Origin of the sequence: Exiguobacterium sp. s194 (assembly GCF_018618275.1) — a bacterium.
Classification (GTDB): domain Bacteria; phylum Bacillota; class Bacilli; order Exiguobacteriales; family Exiguobacteriaceae; genus Exiguobacterium; species Exiguobacterium chiriqhucha.
Map to the genome: position 1 here is coordinate 174,676 of NZ_JACSLT010000007.1, position 22,814 is coordinate 197,489.

Annotated in this window: 16 protein-coding genes; all 16 read right to left on the bottom strand. The window is 55.0% G+C overall.

From position 1 onward, the window contains the following. Positions 1-18: 18 nt before the first annotated feature. The 16 genes from clpB to purM all read right to left on the bottom strand — a co-directional run bounded on the left by clpB (position 19) and on the right by purM (position 22,813). Complete coding sequence (gene clpB, locus KNP85_RS10650; protein ID WP_058765687.1) at positions 19-2,610, bottom strand: ATP-dependent chaperone ClpB; 2,592 nt, start codon at positions 2,608-2,610, stop codon at positions 19-21. Positions 2,611-2,628: 18 nt separating this feature from the next. Beyond that, positions 2,629-3,495, bottom strand: a complete 867-nt coding sequence (locus tag KNP85_RS10655; protein ID WP_021065212.1) for a DnaJ C-terminal domain-containing protein — start codon at positions 3,493-3,495, stop codon at positions 2,629-2,631. A gap of 140 nt (positions 3,496-3,635) precedes the next feature. Then, a complete protein-coding gene (locus KNP85_RS10660) occupies positions 3,636-4,808 on the bottom strand; it encodes a CamS family sex pheromone protein (RefSeq protein WP_058765686.1) in 1,173 nt (390 codons plus the stop codon). A gap of 141 nt (positions 4,809-4,949) precedes the next feature. Continuing rightward, the gene (locus tag KNP85_RS10665; RefSeq protein ID WP_214802950.1) at positions 4,950-6,815 is read right to left on the bottom strand and encodes a DUF7507 domain-containing protein; all 1,866 of its coding nucleotides are present in this window, start codon (positions 6,813-6,815) and stop codon (positions 4,950-4,952) included. Positions 6,816-7,041: 226 nt separating this feature from the next. Continuing rightward, the gene (gene ligA / locus KNP85_RS10670; protein ID WP_214802952.1) at positions 7,042-9,036 is read right to left on the bottom strand and encodes an NAD-dependent DNA ligase LigA; all 1,995 of its coding nucleotides are present in this window, start codon (positions 9,034-9,036) and stop codon (positions 7,042-7,044) included. 9 nt (positions 9,037-9,045) lie between these two features. Then, complete coding sequence (gene pcrA, locus KNP85_RS10675) at positions 9,046-11,262, bottom strand: DNA helicase PcrA (protein ID WP_021065208.1); 2,217 nt, start codon at positions 11,260-11,262, stop codon at positions 9,046-9,048. Between the two features lie 38 nt (positions 11,263-11,300). Further along, on the bottom strand, positions 11,301-11,978 hold the full coding sequence (pcrB, locus tag KNP85_RS10680) for a heptaprenylglyceryl phosphate synthase (RefSeq protein WP_214802955.1): 678 nt from the start codon (positions 11,976-11,978) through the stop codon (positions 11,301-11,303). Between the two features lie 93 nt (positions 11,979-12,071). Beyond that, positions 12,072-12,308 carry a hypothetical protein gene (locus tag KNP85_RS10685; RefSeq protein WP_021065206.1) on the bottom strand — a complete coding sequence of 79 codons (237 nt, stop codon included), beginning with the start codon at positions 12,306-12,308 and terminating at the stop codon, positions 12,072-12,074. Between the two features lie 12 nt (positions 12,309-12,320). Next, positions 12,321-13,703 carry a TrkH family potassium uptake protein gene (locus KNP85_RS10690; protein ID WP_214802958.1) on the bottom strand — a complete coding sequence of 461 codons (1,383 nt, stop codon included), beginning with the start codon at positions 13,701-13,703 and terminating at the stop codon, positions 12,321-12,323. Positions 13,704-13,739: 36 nt separating this feature from the next. Then, positions 13,740-14,045 carry a YerC/YecD family TrpR-related protein gene (locus tag KNP85_RS10695; protein ID WP_021065204.1) on the bottom strand — a complete coding sequence of 102 codons (306 nt, stop codon included), beginning with the start codon at positions 14,043-14,045 and terminating at the stop codon, positions 13,740-13,742. Between the two features lie 67 nt (positions 14,046-14,112). Continuing rightward, on the bottom strand, positions 14,113-15,855 hold the full coding sequence (locus KNP85_RS10700) for an adenine deaminase C-terminal domain-containing protein (RefSeq protein ID WP_131472918.1): 1,743 nt from the start codon (positions 15,853-15,855) through the stop codon (positions 14,113-14,115). Positions 15,856-16,034: 179 nt separating this feature from the next. After that, positions 16,035-18,320 carry a bifunctional diguanylate cyclase/phosphodiesterase gene (locus KNP85_RS10705; RefSeq protein ID WP_353048939.1) on the bottom strand — a complete coding sequence of 762 codons (2,286 nt, stop codon included), beginning with the start codon at positions 18,318-18,320 and terminating at the stop codon, positions 16,035-16,037. Between the two features lie 99 nt (positions 18,321-18,419). Then, positions 18,420-19,673 carry a phosphoribosylamine--glycine ligase gene (purD, locus tag KNP85_RS10710; protein ID WP_214802964.1) on the bottom strand — a complete coding sequence of 418 codons (1,254 nt, stop codon included), beginning with the start codon at positions 19,671-19,673 and terminating at the stop codon, positions 18,420-18,422. Positions 19,674-19,686: 13 nt separating this feature from the next. Further along, positions 19,687-21,207, bottom strand: a complete 1,521-nt coding sequence (purH, locus tag KNP85_RS10715) for a bifunctional phosphoribosylaminoimidazolecarboxamide formyltransferase/IMP cyclohydrolase (RefSeq protein WP_058765680.1) — start codon at positions 21,205-21,207, stop codon at positions 19,687-19,689. Then, entirely contained in the window at positions 21,204-21,782 is a 579-nt protein-coding gene (gene purN, locus KNP85_RS10720) for a phosphoribosylglycinamide formyltransferase (protein ID WP_214802967.1), read from the bottom strand. Before purN ends, purH begins: the two co-directional genes overlap by 4 nt. Beyond that, positions 21,779-22,813: a phosphoribosylformylglycinamidine cyclo-ligase gene (purM, locus tag KNP85_RS10725; protein ID WP_021065198.1), complete on the bottom strand. Its 1,035-nt coding sequence runs from the start codon at positions 22,811-22,813 to the stop codon at positions 21,779-21,781. Before purM ends, purN begins: the two co-directional genes overlap by 4 nt. Position 22,814: the final 1 nt, after the last annotated feature.

The window sequence follows — 22,814 nt, forward strand, 5'->3', positions numbered from 1 at the left end:
CCAGCGCTCTTTCAATGTTTAATGCGTCACCGTCGCGGGACGAAGCGTCAACTCGTCGTTCTCGACATCGATGACGACCGTCTGGCCGTCCTCGATATCTCCGGCGAGAATACTACGGGCAAGTTTCGTCTCAATCGTCCGTTGTACGTACCGGTTGATCGGACGGGCCCCGAACTGTGGCTCATACGCCTCGTCGGCGATGAACACTTTCGCTGCATCCGTGATCTCGATTTGAATCGAGCGCGCCGTCAAGCGACTACCCATGCGCGCGACCGCTTTCTCGACGATTTGGCCGATTTGAGCCCGCGTGAGCGGATGGAACAAAATCGTCTCATCGACCCGGTTCAAAAACTCGGGACGGAAGTGGCGGCGGAGCCGCTCGATGACTTGGCGTTCTTCCGCCTCATCGATGACACCATCTTTCGCCGCTTCGAGCAAGATGTCGGCCCCGATGTTCGATGTCATGATGACGATTGTGTTTTTGAAGTCGACGACACGTCCGTGCGAATCGGTCAAGCGACCATCATCGAGCAGTTGCAGCAAGATGTTGAACACATCGGCGTGCGCTTTCTCGACCTCATCGAGCAGGAGCACCGAGTACGGGTTGCGGCGGACTGCTTCCGTCAACTGACCGCCCTCTTCATAGCCGATATAACCTGGAGGCGCCCCGACGAGACGCGACACGGCGTGTTTCTCCATATACTCGCTCATGTCGAGACGTACGATATGGTCTTCCGAGTCGAACATCGCCTCGGCGAGCGCTTTCCCGAGTTCGGTCTTCCCGACACCCGTCGGTCCGAGGAACAAAAACGAGCCGATCGGACGGTTCGGATCTTTAATGCCGGCTCGAGCCCGAATGACGGCATCACTGACGAGGCGAATCGCATCGTCTTGTCCGAAGACACGTTGATGGAGCACCGTCTCGAGGTTGAGCAACTTGTCTCGCTCTCCTTCGGTCAATTTCGTCACGGGGATCCCCGTCCATTTCGAGACGACCTCGGCGATCTCTTCCTCGGTCACTTCTTCGCGGACGAGTTCACGTGTCACCGAACCGGCGAGCCGTTCCGCTTCCGCGAGTTCACGCTCGAGTTCCGGGATACGGCCATATTTGAGCTCGGAGGCCCGGTTCAAATCGTAGCGGCTCTCAGCTTCTTGCAGTTCGAGCTTCACTTTCTCCAAGTCGCCACGGATGTGTTGCACGCGATGCGTCGACTCTTTCTCGTTCTCCCAACGGAGTCGGAGCGCGTCCGACTGTTCGCGAATCGAGGCGAGTTCTTGTTGCAGCGCATCGAGTCGTTTCTTCGAGGCGTCATCACTTTCTTTCTTCAAGGCCGCCTCCTCAATCTCGAGTTGCATGACGCGGCGTACGAGTTCATCGAGTTCGGCCGGCATCGATTCCATCTCCGTCCGAATCATCGCACACGACTCATCGACGAGATCAATCGCCTTGTCCGGCATGAACCGGTCGGTGATGTAGCGGTTCGATAAGACGGCCGCTGCGACGAGCGCGTTGTCATGAATGCGGACACCGTGGTGAATCTCGAAGCGTTCTTTCAAACCGCGCAAAATCGACACCGTGTCTTCGACGTCCGGTTCGTCGACGAGCACTTGTTGGAAACGGCGCTCAAGTGCCGGGTCCTTCTCGATATATTGGCGATACTCATCGAGTGTCGTCGCGCCGATGCAGTGGAGTTCGCCGCGGGCGAGCATCGGTTTGAGCATGTTCCCGGCATCCATCGCCCCTTCGGACTTGCCGGCCCCGACAATCGTATGCAGTTCGTCAATGAAGAGGATGATTTTCCCTTCCGCTTCTTTCACTTCGTTCAAGACAGCTTGGAGCCGCTCTTCGAACTCACCGCGATATTTGGCCCCGGCGACGAGCGAACTCATATCGAGGCTGAAAATCGTCTTATCTTTCAAGCTTTCCGGAACGTCACCGCGAACGATGCGTTGGGCGAGCCCTTCGACGATCGCCGTCTTCCCGACACCCGGTTCTCCGATTAAGACCGGATTGTTTTTCGTCTTCCGGCTCAAGATGCGGATGACGCGCCGAATCTCGCTATCACGCCCGATGACGGGATCGATTTTGCCGGTCTTCACTTCTTGAATCAAGTCGCGGCCATACTTCGTCAAGACGTCATACGTCGCTTCCGGCGACTTCGACGTGATGCGCCGATTTCCGCGGACGGCGACGAGCGCCTCGCGTAGTTTCTCTTCGGTCACACCTTTGCGCTCGAGCATGCTTTGCGCTTGGCTCTTATTCATAATGATGCCGAGCAGGACGTGCTCGACCGAGACGTACTCGTCACTCATACCGGTCGCTTCCCGCTCCGCCGTCGTCAACACGTTCAACAGCGAGGCCGAAATCATCGGCGTCGTCGGCGTTTGAAGCTTCGGTGCGTTCTTGAGTGCCATCGCGACCTCGGCCTCAATCTCGGCGACGCTCAGCTCCATTTTTTGCAGTAGGAGCGGCGCGATGCCGTCCGTTTGTGAAATCATCGATGCCAAGACGTGCCATTCGTTCATCTCGCTATGGTGGTACTGTTTCGCAAGTGCCTGCGAACTGACGATGCCTTCATGTGCTTTATCGGTAAATCGATTGAAATCCATTCTGCTTCCTCCTTAGGCTCAACGTTCGAGTTGTTCGTAAACAGATCGGTGGCCGGCGTCTAGCGGCAAGTCGACTTCGAGTTGGACGAAGAGATCCGACCGGACTTTCGAGGCGGTCATGAACCCGCGCCCTGGGATGCGCATCCGTTGACCCGGGCGTGACCCCGGTTTCACTTTCAGTTTGACCCGGCCACCATCTAATGTCGCCACGACGACTTCTGTGCCGTCGAGGAAAGCGAGCGGGCGCAACCGTTTGACGGTAATGACGTTCGCTCCTTCTCGACGGTACGTATCATCATCCGTGAAATGCAGCTCGACGTACACGTCGCCGCGGTCACCCGCTTGTCCGACCTTGCTGCTCTTACCTTTGAGCCGTAACTTCTGCCCTTCGTGGGCGCCTTGCGGGATTTTCACGTTGACCGTTCCCGTCTGGAGACGCAGACTCACTTTGGAATCAGACGTCAATTGACTGAGTGGGACGTTGACACGGACCGTCTCATCCAGGTCTTCTTCGACCGCTTGATTAAAGAAGCTACCAAACATGTCCTCGAACCCGAACGTCCGCGACGTCGTCCGTGACCCGCCGCCAAACTGACGGAACAAGTCTTCGAACTGGGCCGATCCTTCCCCATATCCGTCGCCGCTGTAAGTCCCTCCGCCGAACGTCGGTCCTTCTGGACTGCCATAGCGGTCATAGTTCGCTTTCTTATCAGGATCACTCAGCACATCGAACGCTTCTTGGATTGCTTTGAACTTGTCCTGTGCGCCCGAGTCTTTGTTCACATCCGGATGGTATTGTTTTGCCAGTTTTCGATACGCTCGCTTAATGTCTTGGTCGGACGCCTCTTTCGGCACGCCAAGGACGTCATAATAGTTTTTTGCCATCTCGTTTCACCTCACCTATTTCTTTCCCGATTCTGTTAAGTCTATTCTACCGATTTGGTCAAAGAAGGTCAAAGAATTTCCTCGTTACTTAGCATACGAAAAAAAGAAGGCATTCGTTTCATCACGATGCCTTCTTACGATTAGAAATATACTCTCGGACTGTCCATGCCTTCTTCGAACACGATGGTCACTTCTTGTTGGCCACCGAGTGAGGTGACGTTGATGCGGACCGGTACGTTCCGGTTGTACTCCCACCGGTTCTCGAGCAGACCGACGACGTGCTGGGTGAACCCGACGAGCTCGGCCCGGCTATAAAACTGGATGGGGATGTCGATTTCGATTCGTGACAACTCTCCGTTTTGATAGAAGCCTTTTCCAATCATTCCGCTGAAATCCGGGAACACATCGGCAATCCGGTCACTGAAGAGGGAGAACTTTTGGGCATCGTCGCGCACTTCGGTCGTCGCCGTGACGGACGGGAAGTAATAATAGGTCTCATCGATGGCGGTCCAGTCGTTCGCCGCCACTTCATTGGCTGAGCCGACGAATGCCGATTTGATATAGTTCCCTGGTGTCGGTGAACCTTGCGGGGCTTTCATATACAACGCGACGTTGATATCGAGGTCTTTAAAGTCCTCACGTTTCCGCAACTGGGCGACGAGTTCATTCGCCATGCGTTCTCCTTCAGCGATGACTTTCTTCTCGTCCAACTTTTCCGTATAGGTCGGACCGAAGTTCGGCGCCTGGAACACGTACTCTTGATTCAAAATCAAGGCGAACGACACACCGCCGAGTTGATACCCACTATCCGTTTTCGTCATATAGTTTTGTTCGACGAGCGATGCCAAATAGAGTGGCGACTTTTTGTTCTCTTCGACGAACTGCTCCTCGGCCACTTCGGCCGTGCCGTTCGCATATGCCGGGTTGAGCGGAACGAGACCTTCTGACGTTTTGTCTTTACGGCCAAGCAGACGCGATACATCTTCACTCGTCAATAGCTGTCCTTCTTGATAGGCGTACTTCTCCGGATCGAACGCGCCGGTCGAATGGCGCATGAGGCCGAGCTCCACTTCTTCGAGCTCGAGCGATGAGCTGACTTGACGTTGCGCCAGTCCTCGGGCCGCAGCTGGTTTAAACGGAATGACCATCTGGTAATATGAATCACGCGCTTGAATCGCTTGAGTGACCCCTTCGGCTGCCGTCTCTTCGCCTGTCGGTGTGACTTCTTCTTCCCCCATCGGGATTTTCATAGAGCATCCGCCGAGAAAAACCGTCGCGGCGAGAGCTGGGATGAGCATCTGTTTCCATTTCATCTATGTCTGAACTCCTTTAATGATTCGTTTCGTTACACTTCGTCCATTATAACAAAATCATCCGTTGAAAAAAGTGTCGAAGCGGAATCAGTGCCAATTCACAGCAAAACACCCTTCAACTCGAGTTGAAGGGTGTCCACGTCATGCTTTCGGAGATGGGCGACGTCGATGAGTCAAGAACAAGAGACCGAGCACGATCAAGACGAGTCCGAGTACCGTTCCCCACGTTTTTGTCGTGCCGGTCATCGGAAGGGTCGCTTGGTCTGGCGTCACCGGAGTCGTTGGTTCCGGCACATAAACCGATTCATCTTGGTCATCACGGTTATCGTTGCCCGGTTTTGGAAGGTTTTGCTTCACGTGCACGGTCGCCTCGACCGTCCGCGACACGCGCGCCTCACGATTGACTTCGAACGTGAACGTCGTCCGGTTCGTGAGCACTGCGCCGGCCCGCACATCATAAGATGGCAAGAGTACTTTCTCCATCTCGAGTACGACCTCTTCGCCGGGGATTAATCCGTTCTCGACTTCGGCCAGAGCACGCATGCCGTCTCGGAGCGTCTCGGTCGTCTCGCGCTGTTCTTTGGTCGTCAACGCCCCGCTCGTCCATTCGTCGATGACGTCGACGAAGTACAAGGTGACGTTCGACGTGTTCGTGATTGTATACGTATAGCGAATCGCCTCACCTGGATGCACCGTTTCGGGACGCGCCGTCTTCGTGACGGTGAAGTCAGCTTGATTCAATAAGACGATTTGTTGGCTCTCGGCATCGATGACTCGACCGTAAGCATCGGTCGCAGCGACGCGGAACACGTTCCCGATTTCAGGAGCGCTCGTCCGATCGTAATCGGTTGGAATCAATAAGTTGACGGTCGCCTCGACTCGTTCCCCAGCGAGAAGCCCATCATCGCCGACGAGTGCCAATAAGCGCTCGCGGACGTTTGCATTGAACGTGTCGACCGCCTTGGCGTCGATGTCGCCGCTAAAAAACTCATCTTCGATGGATGTAATCGTGAGCGCCGTCTCGCCTGTGTTCTCGATAACGAACGTATACGGAATCATCCCACCGACGACGGCTTGATCAATGTTTGCCTCTTTCCCGACCTCAAGGCCAATCGTCTCGTTCGGTACGACCGTGACGCTCGCTTCCGTACAAGCTGCCGGAACGGTCTCGTCTTCAACACCGATACAGAACGTATTCGTCACAACGGTCTCACTCGTCACGTCTGGTGCGAACGTGTCGAACTGAATCGTCGTCGTTCCGACCGGTATCGTCGGGAACGTCCAATCAAAGGCAGGCGGTCCGCTCACGGTCGTTGGAGCGACCGAGCCTTCCGGACCGAGCACTTCGACCGAATCCGCGACGACGGTCAACGCTTCGGGCACTGTGTCGGTCACAGATAAGTTCTCAATCGGAGCGCCCGTCACATCGATAACGAGCCGATACGTCACCAAATCTCCGCCTAACACACGTTCAATCGGCCCGTCGGCACCGAGCACCAATTGATCGATGGCAACTGCTGGACTAGCGGAAGGTGCGGCCACTTCTTCTGTGACAGGTTCCTCTGGTGAGGGCTCCGGTTCAACGAGCGGGGGCTCGACCGGTATGTCGACGTCCGGAACCGTCTCCGTCCCGTCACCACCCGGTTCGCTCGACTCGCCTGCAAGCTCCTTCATCTGAAACGCATAGACGGCGTTCGGAAATGAATAAGGAACACCGGCTTTGTCATACAAGGTGACTTGATCGATCGTCGTCAAGTCGATTTCTGTCGCATCAATCATGAACCGCCAAATCGTTGACGTCTCACGCGCCCCGTAATACGTGACGTCTGCGTAAATCAAACTCGCGTCATCGTACGCTTCGATTTCTTCAGGGCTCAAATCAATTTGTGCATAAATTGGCATAGGTGTCATTGTCGTGTTCGCGTAACTTCCATGCGGTGCCCACATGCCAATCAATACGAGGACGAATGTGATGAGTGCGATGAAACGTCGGTTGGTGCGTTGCATGATGGTCCCCTCCTCTAAGGTGTGACGAACGTCTGCGATGACACGCTCCGGCACAGGAGAGGGATGGAGGATGAGTGTGCGCGAGTCGTGGTGTAAGGTCTTGGTGTCGAAAAGTATTTGTAGATACTAATCATTACCCGTCCCGTGAGGACCCGAACCTGCTCGAAAACGGAAACGTTTTAAAATCAGGTCAATGAAAAAAGGCCCTCCCACCGGAGGACCTCATTCAAGATGGGTCGGCTAAGAAGGCGAGCAACGCCGCCTCATCCCACACTTCGATGCCAAGTGACTCGGCTTTCGTCAATTTCGAACCTGCCTTCTCACCGGCGACGAGGAGGTCGGTGTTCTTGCTGACGCTGCCTGTGACGCTCGCACCGAGCAGTTCGAGTTGCTTCCCGGCTTCGCCACGCGTCATCTCATGCAGTTTCCCGGTCAAGACGACCGTCTTTCCGGCGAGTGGCGCATCGGCGTCGACCGGTCGTTTCGCACCTTTGAACGTCAAATTGACACCTGCCGCTCCGAGGTCACGGACGAGGTCACGCGCTTCCGGCTTCTCGAAGTATAAGACGATCGATTCAGCCATCTTCGTACCGATGCCATCGATGGACGTCAATTCGTCGACCGATGCCTCCATGACCGCTTCCATCGTCTCGAACCGTTCCGCAATCAACACGGCCGCTTTTTGGCCGACGAGGCGGATACCGAGCGCGAACAAGACACGCTCGAGCGAATTCTGTTTCGATTGTTCAATCGCCGCGAGCAGATTCGTCACCGACGTCTCGCCCATCCGGTCGAGCGCGAGCAACGCATCCCGGTCGAGACGATACAGGTCGGCCACGTTACGGACGAGGTCAGACGCATGGAGTTGCGTAATCACTTTCTCGCCGAGCCCATCGATATTCATCGCCGGGCGCGATACGAAATGAATCAGCCCTTCGAGCAGTTGGGCCGGGCATTCTGGATTGACGCAGCGATGGTCCGCCTCGCCTTCTAACCGGACGAGTTCAGATTCACAAGCTGGACAATGCGTCGGGAAGACGATTTCCGTCTCCTCCCCGGTCCGCTCACTGACGAGCGCCGAGACGACGGCCGGGATGACGTCCCCGGCTTTCTTGATGACGACGCGGTCTCCGATGTGAAGGTCCTTCTCTACAATGAAGTCCTCATTATGGAGCGTCGCATATGTCACGGTCGAACCGGCGACCGAGACCGGTGCAAAGCGCGCGCGCGGCGTGACTTTCCCGGTCCGTCCGACACTGAAGTCGACGTCTTCAATCGTCGTCACGACTTCCTCGGCCGGGAACTTATAGGCGACGGCCCAACGCGGACTCTTCGCCGTGAAGCCGAGCTGTTCTTGCTCTTCGTAAGCTGCGACTTTGATGACGATGCCGTCAATCTCGTACGGCAACTCCGACCGCTTCGTCACATACGTTTCAATATAGTCCCATAACTCATCGGCCGTATGACACGTCGTGTATTCTTGGCTGACGGCAATCCCGAGACGGCGCAAATATTCGAGCGACTCGTCATGCGAGGCGACGAGATCGTCCGTCGAGACGAGCCCGTAGGCGAAGAACGCCAAGTTCCGCGACGCCGCGATTTTCGAGTCGAGCTGCCGGAGCGAACCTGCCGCCGCATTGCGTGGGTTGGCGAATAGTGGTTCGCCGAGGCGTTCCCGCTCGTCGTTCAAATGTTCGAACGACCGTTTCGGCATGTACGCCTCACCGCGCACCTCGAACGTGACGTCCTCGTTCAACCGGAGCGGAATCGAGCGGATCGTCTTCAAGTTTTGCGTGATGTCTTCCCCAGTCGTCCCGTCCCCGCGCGTCGCGCCACGGACGAGCCGACCCTCTTCGTATTTCAGCGACACGGCGAGCCCGTCAAACTTGAGCTCGGCGACGAACAGCGGACTATAGCCGAGATCTTTCTCAATCCGTTCGACCCATTCGACGAGTTCTTCTTTGGAGAAGACGTTCCCGAGCGACAGCATCGGCGTGTCATGTGTCACTTTGACGAACGCATCGAGCGGGACGCCGCCGACACGTTGCGTCGGTGAATCCGGACTCCGGAGTTCCGGATAGTCCGTCTCGATTTCAATCAATTCGTTCATGAGACGGTCGTATTCCGCATCTGGTACACTCGGTCGGTCGAGCACATAATATTCATACCCGTATTGATTTAACTTTTGACGAATCGCTTCAACGCGTTCTGCCATCTCCATATGATCACCTCACGCTTTTTCGATCGGGGCAAACTTGGCGAGCAGGCGCTTGATGCCGACTGCCGGGAAAGCGATATCGAGCTCGAGCTGATCGCCTTCGCCACGCGTCTGAACGACCGTGCCTTGTCCCCATTTCTTATGATTGGCCTTGTCCCCGACGTTCCAACCGATTGATTCGGCGCCGGACGACTGGGCAAGTTTTGGTTTCGGTTTCGAGCTGAAGCCGTTCACAGGAAGTTTCCCCGGCGACTCGACTGGATTCCATGGCATCGGCTTCTTCGCTTTGCCCGATCGCTCCAAGAGTGTCTCTGGCAACTCGTGCAAGAAGCGCGACTCCGGGTTGTTTTGGAAACGCCCGTACAACATGCGGGACTGGGCCCGTGTCAAATAGAGACGTTTCTCGGCCCGCGTGATGCCGACGTATGCGAGACGGCGTTCTTCTTCCATCTCTTCCGGGTCGTTCAAGGCACGGCTGTGCGGGAACAACCCTTCTTCCATCCCAATCAAGAAGACGACAGGGAACTCAAGTCCCTTGGCCGAGTGTAGCGTCATGAGTGTGACTTGGTGCAACTCGTCGACTTCTTCGAGCGTGTCGAGGTCCGAAACGAGCGTCAAATCGGTCAAGAAGGCGACGAGTGTCTGCTCGTCACTCTCTTTCTCAAAGTTTTGGGCGACCGAGAGGAACTCTTGCAAGTTCTCAAGGCGGCTCTCGGCTTCGAGCGTCTTCTCGATTTTGAGCATCTCTTCGTAGCCTGACTTCTTCAACACTTCTTCAATCAATTCCGAGATGGACAAGTAGTCGGCCATTTGACGCAAATCGACCATCAATTGACGGAACTCGGCGAGCTTCGTCGCTGTGCGCGGCGCAATGCCCGACAGTTCGATGTCACGAATCGCTTCCATGAGCGACACGCCTTGCATCCCGGCGAAGTCGCCGAGCTTATCGACCGTCGCGGCGCCGATGCCGCGCTTCGGTTCGTTGACGACACGGACGAATGAGATGTCCTCGTCTGGGTTGGCGATTAAGCGCAAATACGCCAAGATATCCTTGATTTCTTTTCGTTCATAGAACTTCGTCCCGCCGACCATCTTATACGGGATGTTCGACTTGAGGAGCATTTCCTCGAGTCCGCGCGATTGGGCGTTCGTCCGGTACAGGACGGCCATCTCGCCGTAATCGATGCCTTCTTGGCGGAGCTCCTTCATCTGATTGATGATGAAGAACGCTTCATCCCGGTCATCCGAGGCGACATGCAAGAGGAGTTTCTCGCCTTCGACGTTCTCGGTCCAAAGCTGCTTGTCTTTTCGACCTGAGTTGTTTTGAATGACGCCGTTCGCCGCTTCCAAAATCCGCTTCGTCGACCGATAGTTTTGTTCGAGCAAGATGACGTGCGCGCTCGGATAATCCTTCTCGAACGTCAAGATGTTGGCGATGTCGGCGCCGCGCCAGCGATAAATCGACTGATCCGAGTCACCGACGACACACAAGTTCTCATGCGCCTGCGCGAGCAACTTGACGAGCGTGTATTGGGCCCGGTTCGTATCTTGATACTCGTCGACGTGGATGTATTGGAACTTCTTCTGATAAAACGCGAGCACGTCCGGCGCTTCCTGGAACAACTGAATCGCCTTCATGATCAAGTCGTCAAAGTCGAGCACGTTGTTTTGCTTCAATTTCTTCTCATACGCCGTGTAGACGTCCGAGATGACTTTCTCGTACGGGTTGTTGCCGACGAGTGCGGCCGCATCTTGCGGCGTGCGTAGCTCGTTCTTATGGTTCGAAATCATACCGAGGAGCGTCCGTGGCTCATATTTTTTCGGGTCAAGGTTCAACTCTTTAAGCACTTGCTTGATGGCCGTCAACTGATCGGACGAGTCGAGAATCGAGAAGTTCCGGTCATAACGGATGCGATCGATGTCACGCCGTAAAATCCGAACACACATCGAGTGGAACGTCGAAATCCAAATATCGTCCGCGACGCCACCGACGAGGCGGGCGATCCGGTCTTTCATCTCGCGAGCCGCTTTGTTCGTGAACGTAATGGCGAGAATGTTCCACGGCGCGATTTGTTTCGACGCCATCAAGTAGGCGACGCGATGCGTCAAGACACGTGTTTTCCCAGACCCTGCCCCGGCCATGATGAGCAACGGGCCGTCCGTATATTTGACCGCCTCCGCTTGCGGAGGGTTCATGCCTTTGACTAATTCTTCACTCAAGTTATACATAATCGTTTCCTTTCCCTATCCAAACATTTGTTCTTATTTTATCGGAGTGCTGCGACAGTCGCAAGCGCTCCTTCGAAATTGTCATAAATTACATTGCCGACGACGATCGTATCCACGTGTTCGGCCATTACTCGGGCCGACTCGTATCCGGTGATGCCGCCTCCATAAAACAGATGGGCGTCCGGCACGGCCAGTCGCACTTCTTGGACGAGCTCGACCGATCCGAACGTGCCGCTATACTCCACATACAAGGAAGGCAGGCGGAACAAACGATGTCCCGCTTCCGCATAGGCGATGGCTGTCTCGATGGACAAATCGGTCTTCGCCTCGGTCACGTGGGCCACTTTCGCATCGGGATTCAAGACGATATACCCTTGTCCGGTCACATCAGCGTGAAACAAGTGTCCGTATCGTTCGAACGCCCTCGTTTGATGACCGATGACCCAGTCCACGGTGCCCGCGTTCAAGACGGTCGGAATGAAATAGTGGTCGAAGCCTCGAATCACTTGCTCGGGATGGCTCATCTCGAGCGCGAGCGGGATGCCGCATCCTTCGAGACGAGTATAGAGCGCGAACGTGTTTTCCGCGTCGACCCCGTCCGTCCCACCGATGAGGAAAGCGTCCGTGCCCGAACGGATGAGCGCTGCGAGCGCCGAATCATTGAGCGGTTTATTCGGATCAAGTTTAAAAACGTGGCGCCACGATTGAAAATCCATTCGGCTTCCCTCCCATTCGATACCTTCTCTAGTGTAGCGATTTTTCCCGTCGCTTGCATCTGTTGAACAAAAAAAGACTTGCCGAGGCAAGTCTCAAGCACGTCTGGCGTGCGTCTTTTGTTCGCGGGCCGTCATCCATTTGGCGACGACGAGTGCGAACAGCCCGTAAACCGGGATGAACCAGAGCGGATTGGCCAAAAAGAAGCCGAGCACTGGAATCTCGAGTAACGGTGAATCTGGCGAGCAGAGCGCCGTTCCGTTCACGACCGCGATGAACGGTAAGACCGGGACGGCGAACACGTAACCAAAATTGATCCAAAAAGCCTTCATGATCTGAGCTCCTTAGCCTAAGATGATTGATTCTTTCGGATAGTTGTACATCCGTTTCGGCTGTCTCCGCTGCAAAATCAAGATGAAGGCGATGACACCGATTCGACCGATGAACATTAAAATCGTGAGTACCCATTTTCCGACGTTACTGAACTCTGCCGACAGACCGACCGACAAGCCGGTCGTTCCGAACGCCGAGCACGCCTCGAACAAGATGCGGGTAAGCGATGCGTCTTCAAAGAAGGTGAGCACCATGACCCCCGTGAGCAGGACAGCGAGTGACACCGTGATGATGACGAACGCTTTCCAAATATCCTCGAGCACAATCTCGCGCCCGAAAATTTTGATGGACGAGTCCCCGCGAATGAACGCGACGACCCCGAGCACGGCGACGGCGAACGTCGTCGTCCGAATCCCCCCGCCGACCGAGGACGGGGACGCCCCGATGAACATCAGAATCGATAACAATAACATACTGCCTTCCGAGAACAGGTTGACGTCTACCGTCGTCAAGCCCCCGTTTCGCGTCGTCACGGACTGGAACAAGGAATCCGAGAGCGCGAGCCAGAGCGGTAATTCTTTGAAGGCGTTATTGTATTCAAATAGAAACAAGCCGACGGTCCCGACCGCAATCAAGATGAAAAACGTCGATACCGTCAATTTCGTAAACAACGAGAAGCGGCGCGGGAAATTCTCGCGTTTTCGCATAATGCGGTTCGTCAAATACGTGCGAATCTCGACGAGGACCGGGAAACCGATGGCACCACCGGTCATGAGCGCGATTTGCGTAAAGATGACGAACGGGTCTTCCCGGAACGGTGCGAGCGAACTTCCGGTGATATCGAACCCGGCGTTCGTCGTCGCACTGATCGAGCCGAACAGGCCTTGCAGGAACGCTTCGTTGGCCGTATCAAAGTAATTTAAGTAATGGACCCCGAGCATGATGGCCCCGATCGCTTCAATCGTGATAACGGTGATGACAATCTCAGTGATATATTTGATAATCCCTGCCATCGACGTCTGGTTCTGGTCCCGTAAAATCAGCTGCCGCTCGCGAAAGCCAATCCGCTTCCCGAGCAAAATCCACATGATGACGTGCAAACTGATCAGACCGACCCCGCTCACTTGAACGATGAACAGGATGATGAACAGCCCGAACGTCGAAAACGTATCCGTCACGACGATTGGCGTCAAGCCGGTGACACTGACACAGCTGACCGCAAAAAAGACGAGATCGGTGAACGTGATGGTGACACCCGGCTGTCGCGCAATCGGTAAGGCGAGCAAAATGACAGATAACACGACTGCCGCGCTATAAATCAACACGAGCGTCTGGACCGGCGTCAGCTTCCGAAAGAACAACTGTAAATTTCGTTTCATGAACTTGTCTTGCATCTCGCCCCTCCTCTCCCATCAAAAACAAGATGACTCTTACGAGTCACCTTCTGATTGTTTTAGACGTTCAAGGGCAAGATCATAACCGCCAGACCCGTAGTTCAAGCAACGCTTGACACGGGAGATGGTGGCTGTCGAAGCACCTGTCGCTTCTTCAATTTTATGATATGTGCTACCTTCACGAATTTGGCGGGCCACTTCAAGCCGTTGGGCGAGCGCCTGCACTTCGTTCACGGTCGCTAAATCTTCAAATAGTTGATAACAGTCTTCGAGTGTATCGAGCTTCAAAATCGCCTCAAACAGCTGATCGAGCTCTCGTCCTCGTAATTTATCGAGTTGCATCCGCAAGCATCCTCTCTCATCGTACTTCTTTATCATTCTAAAGCACGACCGGCTCGGACTCAACTGTTCATCGTAAAATTGCCGGAAATAGTATTTGTTTCTTCATCACTTCGTAAATCCCGAGCGGTGTGGCCCGCACATATGGCAAGTGCGTCGACGCCAAGAACAAGAGCGTATAAATCGGGTCTTCGAATTTGTATCCACGAATCAGTAGCTCGGCCCGCAACCCTTCTTCTTGGACAATCAACCGTTCGACCGGCTCCTTCGACGTCATGCCACAGAGCGGGAGCGGGATTTCCGCAATCACCTCACCGCGGTCGACAAGGACGATGCCGCCGCCAAGTTCCTTCATCCGCTCGAACGCCGTCAACATGTCTTGTTTGCATTTCCCAAGAATCAAATAGTCACCGCTAATCGAATACGAACTAACGAGGCCGCCGAAGTCGTTGGCGAATCCTTTCAGCACCGTATTGAGGCGCCATTTTCCTTCTTTATCGAGCAGCATGAGGAACGACTCGTCCCCGTCACGTGGCAGCTCATCTTGTCCGGTATCGTGCGTGATTTTGAACAGCTTCATGATGACCGAGTTGACCATGTCGAGCCCGACCGGCATGCTGAACGATAAGTCGTTCGGCGTCAGTTCGATGTCGACGTTCGTCGACGGCATCAAGGCAAGCGCCGCATCGACGAGCTCGTTCGGAAATTCGGACGTCCCGTCCCGATAAATCCATTGCCCTTTGGCAATGACAGCGCTCGGGCGTGGCTCATCAACCGCATCCAAAATATTGAGATGGGCGATGCGTCCCGGCGCAATCGAACCGAGGACGTGGTCGAGCCCGAAGTGTCGCGCCACGTTCAACGAGACGATGCGGTATGCTTCAATTGGAGGCAAACCCGCCTCAATCATGATTTTCACGAGCGCGTCTTGTAACCCGTCTTGATAAAATCCTGGCGTCGACCCGTCTGTCGTGACCATCACATGATCGAACGCCTCGAGTCCGGCGTCGAGCAGACCACGGATGAGTCCCGGAAGGTCAGGACGAATGGAAGAGTGACGGAGTGTTGTCGTATAGCCGTGTTCGAGCCGGCAGAGCGCTTCTTCGGCCGTCATCGCTTCATGGTCGCTGTGAACACCCATCAACGCCATCTTCGTCAACGTCTTCGCCGAAGCCCCTGGGAAGTGTCCTTCGACCGGGAGACCGCACGTCTCCGCATCGAGCATCCACTGAAGCATCTCGTCATCACCTTTTAACGTCCGTGGCCAGGCCGTCAATTCTCCGGCCATGATGACGTCCGGGTGATTGAACCAAGCGTGAATCCGCTCGGAGTCGACGAGAACGCTATCACGGTCAAGTTCGGTCTGCGTATCGAGACGCGCCCACCAGTACGTGCTCGTCGGAAGCTGTTGCATCGCTTCCAGTTGCGCAAACGCTTGCTCCTTATTTTGTAAAAAAAGAAGCATGTTGTCATTCACGAGCGTTGTCGTCCCCCGCTCACCTGCATACTTCGACAGCGTCGCCGGATTATATAGTTGGAATGGATGCGCGTGCGGCTCGATATAGCCCGGCACGATGTATTTCCCTGACATATCCACCGTCTCGACGGCGGCTTTCGGTACATCTGGCCCGACATAGACGATTCGGTCATGCTCAATCCATATGTTTGCTTGTTTCCACTGCTTCACGTACATATTTAAGTATGTGGCATTCGTCAATACGAGCGAAGGTGGTCTGACTTGGCTCACGACTTCTAATTGTGACCGAATCATCGCTTTAGACCACGGTGCCCGCGCCGATCGTTTTGGTGGCATCGAACCCAATCCTCCCTTAATCGCCTCGCCATTATTATTAGAAAATAATTTTGTAAGCGTTTTCTTTCATCTGATTCAAGTTTACCTTTTCTCTGAAAGGCTCGCAAGCTATGTTGCCCATTGTAACGGAATTCACATGAAATTCACACAAATAAAGACGTCTCCCGCGGGAGACGACTTCACCAATCGTACATCGTGACCGTCTTTTTCAAATAATGCTCGAGTTGAGCGAGCGGAACGGGCTTGCTGTAATGATAGCCTTGAATGAGGGAGCTGCTATGTTCGAGCACGAAGGCAAGCTGTTCCGGACGTTCGACTCCTTCGGTGACGATATCGAGCCCGAGCGTGTGGAACGTCTGATATAACCCTTCGAGCAACGCCCGGTCGAACGTGTTCTCCGGAATCCCTTTGACGAAATTCTGGTCGATTTTAATCAAGTCGAGTTGGAGCGACTGTAAAAACGACAGCGACGACGTGCCGACCCCGAAGTCATCGAGCGAGATTTTGACGCCGATGGCCTTGAGCGATTGAATGAACTGCTGAAGTTCGTATAAATTGCCGCCGACCTCGCTCTCGGTGATTTCCACATGGAGACGGTGAGGGTCAAATCTCGAACTCATCAACACTCGTTCTAATGAAGCTAAAAACGAACCGTCGGCGATTTGGCGCTTCGACACGTTAATCGAAAGGAACAAGTGATGTCGTTCCACGTGGTCTTTCATCTCTGTGACCGCTTGTTCGAGCACCCAACGACCCAAATCAGAGATGAGACCGAGCTGTTCGGCGACAGGGATGAAGAGTCCAGGTGAGATTTGACCTTTCGCCGGATGGTTCCAACGAATGAGCGCCTCCACGCCACGTACGGCAAACGGTCGCGGCGACACGATCGGTTGATAATACAGTTCGAATTCATCATGTTCGAGCGCATGGCGCAAGTCACGCTCCATCTCGAGCGTCTGTAAGTAGTGGCTTCCATCCTCGATTTCTTGGAACGTGAGCACTCGATTCTTTCCTGACAGTTTTGCCTCATGAATGACGACATCGAGCCGTCCCATCATCATCTCGTACGTATGGTGCGGTTCGGCACAAGTGAACACATCGATACCGATTGTCGCCGCCATCCCCTTCACCCCGTTGACTTCGGCCCAATCCTTCAAGTCTTTGATCAAACGCCGGGCGACCGGCTGCAATTGTTCGAGCGTCCAGCTTGGGTGGACGAACATGAATTCATCGGCACCGATTCGGGCGACAAATCCGTCTTCTTTATAAAAGTTGAGTCGGGAAGCGATATAAATCAGGACGGCGTCGCCTGTCCGGTGTCCGTACTGGTCGTTGATGCGCCGGAAATCGTCCAAGTCCAAACCGAGCACACCGATTTGGTTTTGTTTGCCACGTACGTTCGAGAAGTAGTCCTCAAGCGCGAGCCGGTTCGGGAGCACCGTCAACGCGTCACGAAACGCTCGGTCAATCACTTCGGCACGTGTGTCTTCGAGTGCCGCGAGCACTTCATTCATGCTCGTCGCCATCTGTTCAATCTCATCGTGGCTGTTCGCGTCACGACTGAGCCGGAGCCGGCTATCCCGTTCGAGTGTAATCACTTTCAACTCACTGACGATTTCCATGAGACGTCGAATCACGACCCGGTGAATCGTCCACAGCAACGAAAAGAACAGACCGAGCCCAAGGACGACGAGGGCAATCATCCCGAGTCGCAACATCGCCACCGTATTTTCATAATGTGTTTGTTCGACGGTGAATTTGACTTCGAAATCGGACTGTTGAAACACGGTGCCAAGCGGAATCACGACGTCGGTCCCCGCATCGCCATCCGTGATGACCGTCTGATTTTGACGCGCGGGTTGAATCGTCAATGGAATTTTCGTCTGAGTGCTCATGTCCGCCATGAAGGCCGGGTCGACGAACTCGAGCATGACGAGCGTACCTTGACTTGGACCACTACTATCACTTCGTAAAATCGGGTGACTGACGTACAGCGTCGGACCGAAATCACTCGCATAGATGCCGTTTTGCGTACCTTCCTGATCGCTTAATCGAGAAGTGACCGCCTTGATGAGCGTTTGTTGATCGGTTTTTGACAACGTCGTGCTCGCTGAACGGAACGACGAGTAGAACGCTTCTCCGTCCCGGTCCAAATAGACGATGGCATTGACGCTCAAGTTTTCAAGCGATTCCTCGCTAATGTTACTTTGGACATAGGAGGCGTTCCGTCGTTGAACGAACGTGTACGTGTCATTCCAGACGGCCCAATCGACGAGTGTGCGCTCGAGCGTATGCTTCCGATTGGCGAGCGTCTCTGACACGCTCGCGACTTGACTCTCGACCGTCTGCCGATCTTGTTCCATGCTCTTCTCGATAAAATAAGGGCGGACCCCAAAAAAGATGACTCCGACAAACACGACTATATTCACGGCCACCGCAATCATGAGCTTCGTCCGAATGCGCACGTCGACCACCTTCTTCCTTCAATCTACTCCATTATTGTAGAGCAGGAAGCGTGAATTCCCTTCTTTTCGCATGAAAAAAAGGACGGGTTGACCCATCCTTTAAAAAATACGTGCCAACGCCCGTCCCCCGATGTCTCGACGGTAGAACGTCTGTGGCAAATCAAGTTGTTCGAGTGCCGTATAGACGGCATGTTTCGCTTCGAGCAAGGTCGGTTTTGTCGACGTGAGCACGAACAAGCGTCCCCCGTTGCCGACGATGTCCGCCCCGTCACGGGTCGTGCCCGCATGGAACACGAGCACATCGTCTCGTAAGTCACCGAAGCCTGATAGTACCTGTCCGGTCGTCGCTCGATCAGGATAGCCTTCTGCCGCGACGACGACTCCAATCGTATAGCCTTCCACCCATTCAATCGGATACGTTTTTTGGTCCACGACCGCCTCGATGACGTCGAGGAGAGGAGATGCCAAGTTCGGGAGAATGACCTCGGTCTCGGGATCGCCGAACCGAGCGTTGAACTCGATTACCTTCGGGCCATCCGCCGTCAAGATGAGGCCTGCATACAAGAACCCTTCGAACGGAGTACCTCGTTCGACCATCGTCCGCGCGAGCGGGAAGAGCACGCGCTCGACCGCTTCCGCGTACACGGCATCGTCGAGATGAGGCATCGGACTGTATGCGCCCATGCCACCCGTATTCGGCCCTTTGTCTCCGTCAAACGCACGCTTGTGATCTTGTGACGTGATCATCGGGATGACGTGCTCGCCTGAGACGAACGCCATGAGCGAGAACTCTTCCCCGTCTAAAAACTCTTCGATGACGACACGGGACTGATCCCCGAACTTATCGGTGCCGAAGATGTCGTGAATCGCCGCCCGCGCCTCATCGAGTGTGAACGCGACGGTCACGCCTTTCCCGGCAGCGAGTCCGTCCGCTTTGACGACGAGCGGGGCTTCCGACTGATCGATATGACGTAGCGCCGACGCTGCGTCGGTAAACGTATCATATCCCGCTGTCGGAATATTTGCTTCGCGCATCACTTCTTTGGCGAACGCCTTGCTACCCTCGAGGAGCGCTGCCGCTTTCGTCGGTCCGAAGATGTGTTGACCTTCTGCTTGGAACGTATCGACGACACCGGCCATCAGGGCCGATTCGGGGCCGACAATCGTCCAGTCGATTCCTTCGCGCTTCGCAAACCCAACAAGGGCCGAAACATCCGTCTCTTCAATCGGCACGCACGTCACACCGTCCATATTGAGATTACCTGGGGCGACGAACACCTCATGTCCGTCTTGTCCCAGTTTCCAGGCGAGCGCGTGTTCACGGCCGCCACGTCCAATGACGAGTACGTTCATCTTATCGCTCCTCTCAATGTTTGAAGTGTCGAACTGACGTGAACACCATCGTGATGCCGTGACGGTTCGCCGCTTCGATCGACTCTTCGTCACGAATCGATCCGCCCGGTTGAATGATGGCCGTGATCCCGGCCGCAGCCGCAGCCTCGACCGTATCGCCCATCGGGAAGAACGCATCGCTACCGAGAGCGGCCCCTTGAGCACGTTCCCCTGCTTGTTCGAAAGCGATTTTCGCCGCGCCGACGCGGTTCATCTGTCCCGCACCGATGCCGATTGTCGTCTCGTCTTTGGCGACGACGATGGCGTTGGATTTCACGTGTTTCACGACACGCCACGCAAGTTTCAAATCTTCCCATTCAGACGCCGTCGGACGACGGTCCGTCACGATTTGGCATGACGCATCATCGAGTGTGACGTCGTCCCCATCTTGTACGAGGAGACCTCCCGCGACGGCTGTCAAGCGCATCCCTGTCATCTGGCCCATATCGAGCGTCAATAACCGAAGATTCTTTTTCTCTTTCAATCGGTCAAGTGCTGCCTCACTAAAGGATGGCGCGATGATGATTTCTAGGAAGATGTTGCGGAGCGCCTCTGCCGTTTCCACATCGACTTCACGGTTCAAGGCGACGATGCCTCCAAAAATCGAGACCGGATCGGCCGCATGGGCTCTTGAGAACGCCTGGCTGATTGTCTGTCCGACAGCGACACCGCACGGGTTCATATGTTTGACGACGACCGCTGCCGGCTCCGTCAATTCGCTGAGCGCCTCGAGCGCCGCATTCGTATCTTGGATATTGTTATATGAAAGTTCTTTGCCGTGCAGTTGCTTCGCGTTCGCGAGCGTCATCCCGTGATAGAGCGGCGTCTTATAAAACGCTGCCTGCTGGTGCGGGTTTTCCCCGTAACGGAGGTCTTGTACTTTCTCATACGTGACCGTGAGCTGTTCCGGGAACGTCTCGCCGATCTGCTGCCCTAAATAGTCGGCAATCAAGGCGTCATACGCCGCCGTGTGACGGAACGCTTTTGTCGCAAGACGTTGACGTGTTTCGAACGTCGTCCCGCCGGCACGAACCGCTTCGGCCACATGACCGTAGTCGGCCGGATCAACGACGACCGTCACGCTGGCATGGTTTTTCGCGGCTGACCGGAGCATGCTCGGTCCACCGATATCGATATTTTCAATCGCTTCTTCATACGTCGCATTCTCTTTCGCAATCGTCTGTTTGAACGGGTATAAGTTGACGACGACATAGTCGATTGGCTCGATGTCATGGTCTCTCATCTGTTCGACGTGCGAGTCCAAATCGCGGCGTCCGAGCAGGCCACCGTGAACGAGCGGATGGAGCGTCTTCACGCGTCCGTCGAGCATCTCTGGGAACGACGTCACTGCTGAGATGTTTTTTACCGGAAGGCCGGCCGCGATGAGCGCTGCTTCCGTCCCGCCTGTCGAAATGAGTTCGATGCCCGCTTCATGCAACGCCTGCGCGAGCTCGACGATTCCTGTTTTATCTGACACACTCAGTAATGCTCTCACTTGAAAACCTCCTGTTGGATAAACACTTGTTGTAGTACGCGCGGATAGAGCTGATGCTCGACCGCTTGGATGCGTCTTGCCGCTTCGGCCGCATCACAGCCTGCGATGGCGACGTCTTGTTGGGCGATGATCGGTCCCGTGTCCATCCCGGCATCGACGTAATGAACCGTGACCCCGCTCGTCGGCACATTCGCCGCGAGCGCCTGACCGATGGCGTCTTTTCCAGGGAATGCCGGTAAGAGCGACGGATGGATGTTAATGATATGGTTCGGATATGCTGACAGTAACACATCCCCAATCAACCGCATATACCCGGCCAAGACGATATAGTCGGTGCCGAGTGCCTGTAATAAGACGAGTATCTCTTGTTCGAATTCAGCTTTTGAGGCGTACGTCTTCGGTTCGAACGAGAAGGTCGGGATGTTGAACCGATCGGCCCGCTCGAGTACTTGCGCTTCTGGTTTGTCCGTGACGAGCAGGACACATTCCCCTGACAAGTCGCCTCGGTCAATGGCTTGCCAAATCGCTTCGGCGTTGCTACCGGACCCGGAGGCGAAGATGGCAAACTTTTTCATTGGTCGACCCCCATGATGCGGACACCCGGTTTGGCATCGACTTTCCCGATGCGATGCGACGTCTCTCCGGCGCGCTCGAGCGCAGCTTCGACAGCTTCGACATCTTCAGGACGGACTGCGATCATGAAGCCGATACCCATATTGAACACGTTGAACATCTCTTGTTTCGAGACATGCCCGACTTGTTCGAGCCAGTCGAACACGGGCAGGCTCGGCCAATTCGATGCGTCGAATGTGACACCGAGGCCTTCCGGCAGCATGCGTGGCACGTTCTCGTAAAAACCGCCGCCCGTGATATGGGCCATGCCTTGGACACGCCCCGTCGCGATGGCCGCTTTCGCCGCCTCGGAATAGATGCGCGTCGGCAACAAAAGGGCGTTCCCGAGCGTCGTGTCGAGCATGGCGATCTCATCAGTGTAGGCGAGCCCTTGCGATTCGACGATATGGCGGACGAGCGAGAATCCGTTTGAATGGACACCCGATGATGCGAGTCCGAGGACGATGTCCCCCGCTTCAATCGTCCGTCCATCGATCAGTGCTTCCTTCTCGACGACACCGACGGCGAATCCGGCGATGTCATATTCGCCGTCCGGATACATCCCCGGCATCTCGGCCGTCTCGCCTCCAACGAGGGCACAGCCCGCTTGGACACAGCCTTCGGCGACTCCTGCGACGATGCGCTCAAGTTTGGCCGGTTCCGCTTTTCCGGTCGCGATATAGTCTAAGAAATAAAGCGGTTCGGCCCCGTGGACGAGACAGTCATTGACACACATCGCCACACAGTCAATTCCAATCGTATCATGTTGGTCGAGCGCGAACGCGAGTTTGAGTTTCGTGCCGACCCCATCCGTTCCGCTGACGAGAATCGGATGTTTCAACTGCATCGAGCCAAGGTCAATCATCGCACCAAAACTACCGAGCCCGGTCATCACTTCTGGACGCATCGTCCGTGCAACGTGACGCTTCATGCGTGATACTGCCTCATAACCTGCCTCTAAATTCACACCCGCTTGTTCATATCTTAAACTCATC